We start from the raw sequence: 6060 nt of genomic DNA on the forward strand, positions 1-6060 counted from the left end.
GCTGCGCTGGCGCCCGCCGCAGCCGACGCTCGAAAGCTCGGAGATGCACACCGCCTACGAGTATGGCGCGCCGTGCCTTCAGCCGGCGCTACCGGCCTCGAGCGAAGATTGTCTCACGCTGAACGTGTTCCGTCCCTTCGGGGTCGACGGCCCGCTGCCGGTGATGATGTTCATCCACGGCGGCGGCTTTGTCGGCGGCACCGCGAATGATCGGCTGTTCGACGGTGCCAGGCTCGCGCAGGCCGGCCTCATCGTGGTCACCGTCAACTATCGCCTAGGTGCGCTCGGCTGGCTCGCTCACCCGGCGCTGTCGCAGGGCTCGGGCAATCACGGGCTGATGGACCAGATCGCGGCACTTCGATGGGTTCACGACAATATCGCGGCCTTCGGCGGCGATCCTGATAACGTCACCCTGTTCGGCAGCGATGCAGGCGCGACGTCGATCGCGCTGCTGATGCTGTCTGCGCAAGCGCAGGGTCTCTTCCAGAAGGCCATTCTGCAATCGGTCCCCGCTCGCGCGCGGCTGCGCGCGGCGCAGGAGGCGGAGGCCTTTGGTCAGCAGTTCGTGGCGGCGCTTGGACCGCAGGGCGATTGGCGCGCCGCCGAACCGCGGCGCCTGCTTGCCGCCGAAAGCAGTCTCTTGGAGACATCGCGGCGCAGCTTCGCGCCGATGATGGACGGAGATCTCGTGACCGAGGAGATTGCCGCCGGCTTTGCGGCCGGACATCAAAGCCGCATTCCCCTGATCATCGGCTCGAACGATGACGAGACCGGTTTCGACAGTGAGTTCGAGATCAAGGAGGAGGTCGCATCCTCAGGCATCACAAACGATGAGCTGCGCGGGCTCTATCCCGACCTCGCGAGGCCCTCGGAGCTTGCGGCCCGGTTCTATACCGACAAAGTCTTTTCCGAGCCCGCAAGATTGCTGGCCCGCCTGCATGCCGCAGGCGGTGCGGCGACCTTTCGCTATCGCTTCGCCTATGTGCCCGAGTCCCGCCGCGCCAATCCCGAGGGCGGGCACGGGCGGGAATTGCAGTTCATCTTCGGTGCGGAAGGCGTGCCAGGAGCGGGCATCTTATCGCGAGGTGATCGCGAGGTCGCAAACCGCATGCGGTCCTATTGGATCAACTTCGCCAGGAGCGGCGATCCCAACGGTCCCGATCTGCCGCGTTGGGACGCCGCGGCAGGCCGCGATCGCCTGCTGCTGATCACGAACGATCGCATCGCGAGCGGGGACGATCCCTTCGCGGAGCGTCTCGACCGGCTCACAGGCGAGAGCAAAAATTGAGTTTGGACTTAAGCCGCGAGCTCGACGCGCGGCGCCGGGCTCAGCCGGTCTTCCTCCAGATAGTCCATCGCACCGTCCTTCTCGACGGCGTAGAATTGCTGGCCATCCCGCGACTTGAAGGCGGCGCGAACGATGCCGCGGCGGCCCTTGTCACTGTTGACGACGTCCCCCAGCGCAAACTTCTTCATCTCACGTCTCACTTGTCTTCAGGCCGACTGCTTCGGCCACGTCCGGATTTTGGGCGGCAAATCGTTAACGACTTGCTAACCATGCCGGTTTGCCTATGCTCGCCGCCGGTCGCGCGGGCATTTGCGCGCGAATATGTTGCCGACGAGACGAACCCCATGACGCGATTTCCGACCCTCTTCCTGTCGCATGGCGGCGGTCCTTGGCCGTTCATGGAAGACAGGCGGGTGCAATATGCCAAGACCGCCGCGGAGTTCGGCCGGCTGCCGCAGCTGTTGCCGGCGAGGCCGAAGGCCGTGCTCGTCATCACCGGCCATTGGGAGGCCGATGCCTTCACCGTGTCGACCTCGGCGCATCCGCCGATGGTGTACGACTATTACGGTTTCCCCGAGCATACCTACCACCTCAAATATCCGGCGCCGGGCCAGCCCGAGCTCGCAGCCGAGGTGAAGGCGCTGCTCGCGCGCGCAGGCCTCGATTGTCGGGAAGATCCCAATCAGGGTTTTGATCACGGCACCTTCGTGCCGCTCGGGCTGATGTATCCGAATGCCGACATGCCGATCGTGCTGCTCTCGCTGAAGTCGAGTTATGACGCGGCCGAGCACGTCAAGGTCGGGCAGGCGATTGCATCGCTCCGCGATGAAGGCATCCTGATCGTCGGCAGCGGGCTGACCTATCACAACATGCGCGGCTTCAACCGGCCGGAGTCCAAGCCTGTCTCCTACGATTTCGAGGCCTATCTCAACGAGGCCATCAGCAATCCGGATCCGGCGCGCCGCAACGCGATGCTGGTTGATTGGGAGAGCGCACCGAGCGCGCGCCTGGCCCATCCGCGCGAGGACCATCTGCTGCCGCTGATGGTGGCCGCCGGCGCGGCAGGCAGCGACGCGGGTCACCGTGTTTTCGTCGACGAGGTCGCGAGCGTCGCGATGGCGTCGTATATGTTTGGCGGATGACTCTTTCCTTCTCCCCTTGTGGGAGAAGGTGGCGCGAAGCGCCGGATGAGGGGTATCTCTCCGCGTATTCAGATTGCGAATTGGACTCGCGGAGAAGGACCCCTCACCCAAGCGAGCTTGCATCTACCGGCGTCGTTGCCCTCTCTCACAAGGGGAGAGGGCGCATCAATGCGCACCTCGCTTGAGCGAGAGCCTGACCTCACCCGTATTTCAGCTTCATGAACAGGATGCCGCCGGCGAGCACGATGGTGATGGCGTTGGCGGCGACCAGCGGGGCATCGCCCGAGAGCAGGCCGTAGACGAGCCAGAGCGCCAGCCCCAGCACCATGACCAGGAACATGCCGAGCGAGATGTCTCCGGTGGAGCGGGTCTTCCACACTTTGATGGCTTGCGGCGCGTAGGCCACGGTGGTGCAGGTGGCGGCGGCAAAGCCGATCAGCTTGATCACGAAGGGGTCCATGGCGGCTCTATAGCATGGATTCGACGACGGCCACGCCTCATGCGCGGGATGTCATGAGATCGCGATAGAGCGCGGCATAGTCGCCGGCGCGGTTGCGCCAGGACACGTCGGTCGCAAGGCCGTTTCGTTGCAGCCGACGCCAGGTCTGCTTGTGGTGGAAGGCGGTGTTGGCCTTGCGCAAGCTGCCGGCGAAGGCATCCGCCGTCACGGGTGCGAACTTGAATCCGGTGGCATCGCGCCCGGAGGCGTCGGCCTCGCCGACATCGACGATGGTGTCCTCGAGCCCGCCGACGCGTGCGACGATAGGGACGGCACCGTAGCGCAGCGCGCACAGCTGGGTCAGGCCGCATGGCTCGAAGCGCGAGGGCACGAGAAGCGCATCCGAGCCGGCCTGGAGCAGGTGCGCCAGGATCTCGTCATAGCCGATCACGACCCCGATCCGGCCGGGATTTGCGCGGGCCGCGGCCTGGTAGCGATCCTGGAGATCGCGGTCGCCGCTGCCGAGCAGCGCGAGCTGCATGCCTTCGCCCAAGATGGTCGGAATGACCTCGAGCAGGAGATCGAGCCCCTTCTGCCACGACAGCCGGCTGATGACGCCGAGCAGCGGCGCTTCGTCCGAGGAATCGAGGTTGAACTGCTGCTGCAGCACTGCCTTGTTCGCGGCCCGGAACGTCAGGTCCTCCGCGCCGTAGCGGTAGGCGATGTGCGGATCGTCCTGCGGATTCCACACCGAGATGTCGATGCCGTTGAGGATGCCGCTGAGCACATGCGCGCGTGCGCGCAAGAGGCCGCCGAACCCCATGCCGCCTTCGTCGCTCTGGATCTCCCGCGCGTAGGTCGGCGACACCGTGGTGATGCGATCGGCGAATTGCAGGCCGGCTTTCAGGAAGCTGATGCCGCCGAAATATTCGAGTTCATTGACGTTGAAGGAATGCCAGGGCAGGCCGATCGATCCGATCAGCGCAGGCGCAAATTTGCCCTGATAGGCCATGTTGTGGATGGTCATCACGGTCGCGGGCCGCGGGCGATTGTCGTAGTGCAGATAGGCCGGCGCGAGCCCGGCCTGCCAGTCGTGGGCGTGCACGACATCGGGCACGAAGGCCGGGACGAGGCCGTGGCCGATATCGGCGGCGATGCGCGACAGCGCCGCGAAGCGCACGCCATTGTCCGGCCAGTCGACGCCCTCGCTGGTGACGTAGGGGTTGCCCGGCCGCGCATACAGATGCGGCACGTCGAGCACGAACAGGTCGAGCCCCTCGTGGGAGCCGGCGAGCAGCCGTCCGGGACCGCCGAAATAATCCGGCCAGTGCCGGATCTCCTCTGCGTTCGATACGAGCCGCATCACGTCGGGATAGCCCGGCATCAAGGTCCGCATCTCGACGCCATGCGCCTTCAGAGCGATCGGCAGCGCGCCGGCGACATCCGCGAGGCCGCCGGTCTTGACGATGGGATAGACTTCAGAAGCGACCGCGAGGACGCGAACAGGCGTCATTTATTGAGCCCGTCGATCATCGGCTGGGTGATCAACGAGATGCCCTGCTCGGTGGTGCGGAATCGTTTCATGTCGAGCTCGGGATCTTCGCCGACGACGAGGCCTTCCGGAATCTCGACGCCGCGGTCGATCACGACGTTCTTCAGCCGCGCGCCGCGTCCGACATTCACATAGGGCATGATCACGGCGTTCTCGACATTGGCATAGGAATTGATGCGCACGCCGGTGAACAGCAGCGAGCGGCGCAGCGAGGCGCCGGAGATGATGCAGCCGCCCGAGACCAGCGAGCTCACGGCCTGGCCGCGCCGGGCCTCCTCGTCATGAACAAATTTCGCCGGCGGCGTGATCTCCGCATAGGACCAGATCGGCCAGGCGCGGTCGAACAGGTCGAGCTCCGGCACGACGTCTGTGAGATCGATATTGGCGGACCAGTAGGCGTCGACCGTGCCGACGTCACGCCAATAGGCGCCGTTGTGGCCGTTGGAGCGCACGCAGGAGGTCGAGAACTGGTGCGCGATCGCGCGGCCGTTCTTGACGAGGTATGGAATGATGTCCTTGCCGAAATCGTGGTTGGAGTTCGGGTCCTCGGCGTCGCGCTTGAGCTCCTCGAACAAAAATTTCGCGTTGAAGACGTAGATGCCCATGCTGGCGAGCGAGACGTCCGGCTTGCCCGGCATCGGCGGCGGATCTTTCGGCTTCTCCAGGAACTCCTGAATCCAGCCGTTCTCGTCGACATGCATGATGCCGAAGCCTGAAGATTCCGCGCGCGGCATCTCCAGGCAACCGACCGTGACGTCGGCGCCGCTCTCGACGTGCTGGCGCAGCATCACCTCGTAATCCATCTTGTAGATGTGGTCGCCCGCCAGCACCACGATGAAGCGGCAGGCATGGGATTCGATGATGTCGATGTTCTGGTAGACCGCATCCGCCGTGCCGACATACCACATGTTCTCGGAGACGCGCTGGCTCGCGGGCAGGATGTCGAAGCTCTCGTTCCGCTCGGGCCGGAAGAAGTTCCAGCCCATCTGAAGATGGCGGATCAGGCTATGCGCCTTGTACTGGGTCGCCACCGCGATCCGGCGGATGCCTGAATTGACGGCATTCGACAGCGCGAAATCGATGATGCGGGATTTTCCGCCGAAATAGACCGCGGGCTTGGCGCGCCGGTCGGTCAGCTCCAAAAGCCGGCTGCCGCGCCCCCCGGCCAGGACGAACGCCAGCGCCTGACGGGCAAGCGGCTCATTACCGACGGCACTCATGTCATCCTCCCACTCTGGAATTTCGAGGCTTTTTGTCGCGAGAAGGCCCCGCGGTCCCGCGCCCACTGGAACCGATAGTAACGGCACGCATAGTAAATCAGGAAGTAGGTTGTTGGTTGCGAACGCGGCAAGCTTAATGCTTTCGCATTGGCGATCCAGCAGCGCGCTCTGGGCGGGACTTGTGCGCCGCACGCAAAATCCGGCTTTGACTCGGCGCCGGGATACCCGATCATGGTGTTGCGATCCTTTTTCCAAGCGAAACGTCAGACAGGGAGTAAGACGATGAGGATCTGGAGAACGGCAATTGCCTGTGGCTTGGCCGGCGCGGTCATCGCCGGCGAAATCCAGCAGGCGGCGGCAGCCCCGCTGCCGACCAACGTCGCGACCATGAAGGCCGCGGTCGGCGACGATGTCACGCC

6 protein-coding genes are annotated in these 6060 nt (G+C 64.6%); 2 read left to right on the plus strand and 4 right to left on the minus strand.

The annotated features are described in order from the left end of the window. The coding region (locus MOV75_RS24330) for a carboxylesterase/lipase family protein (protein WP_247006751.1) at positions 1-1288 on the plus strand (1288 nt) is incomplete at its 5' end. A gap of 8 nt (positions 1289-1296) precedes the next feature. Here MOV75_RS24330 and MOV75_RS24335 read toward each other — a convergent pair. Next, on the minus strand, positions 1297-1476 hold the full coding sequence (locus tag MOV75_RS24335; RefSeq protein WP_246930086.1) for a hypothetical protein: 180 nt from the start codon (positions 1474-1476) through the stop codon (positions 1297-1299). A 156-nt stretch (positions 1477-1632) separates the two neighbouring features. Between MOV75_RS24335 and MOV75_RS24340 the strand changes: the two genes are divergently transcribed. After that, positions 1633-2430, plus strand: coding sequence for a class III extradiol ring-cleavage dioxygenase (locus MOV75_RS24340; protein WP_246930085.1), 798 nt, complete (start codon positions 1633-1635; stop codon positions 2428-2430). Between the two features lie 199 nt (positions 2431-2629). Here the strand turns inward: MOV75_RS24340 and MOV75_RS24345 are convergent, their stop codons facing one another. From MOV75_RS24345 to glgC, 3 genes are read right to left on the minus strand one after another with little or no spacing between them, the layout of a single operon-like run. Continuing rightward, positions 2630-2890 carry a SemiSWEET transporter gene (locus tag MOV75_RS24345; RefSeq protein ID WP_106946923.1) on the minus strand — a complete coding sequence of 87 codons (261 nt, stop codon included), beginning with the start codon at positions 2888-2890 and terminating at the stop codon, positions 2630-2632. Positions 2891-2927: 37 nt separating this feature from the next. Beyond that, the gene (gene glgA / locus MOV75_RS24350; RefSeq protein WP_246930084.1) at positions 2928-4382 is read right to left on the minus strand and encodes a glycogen synthase GlgA; all 1455 of its coding nucleotides are present in this window, start codon (positions 4380-4382) and stop codon (positions 2928-2930) included. Beyond that, positions 4379-5641 carry a glucose-1-phosphate adenylyltransferase gene (glgC, locus tag MOV75_RS24355; protein ID WP_246930083.1) on the minus strand — a complete coding sequence of 421 codons (1263 nt, stop codon included), beginning with the start codon at positions 5639-5641 and terminating at the stop codon, positions 4379-4381. Before glgC ends, glgA begins: the two co-directional genes overlap by 4 nt. Positions 5642-6060 lie beyond the last annotated feature (419 nt).

This window comes from Bradyrhizobium sp. PRIMUS42, assembly GCF_023006515.1.
Lineage (GTDB): Bacteria > Pseudomonadota > Alphaproteobacteria > Rhizobiales > Xanthobacteraceae > Bradyrhizobium.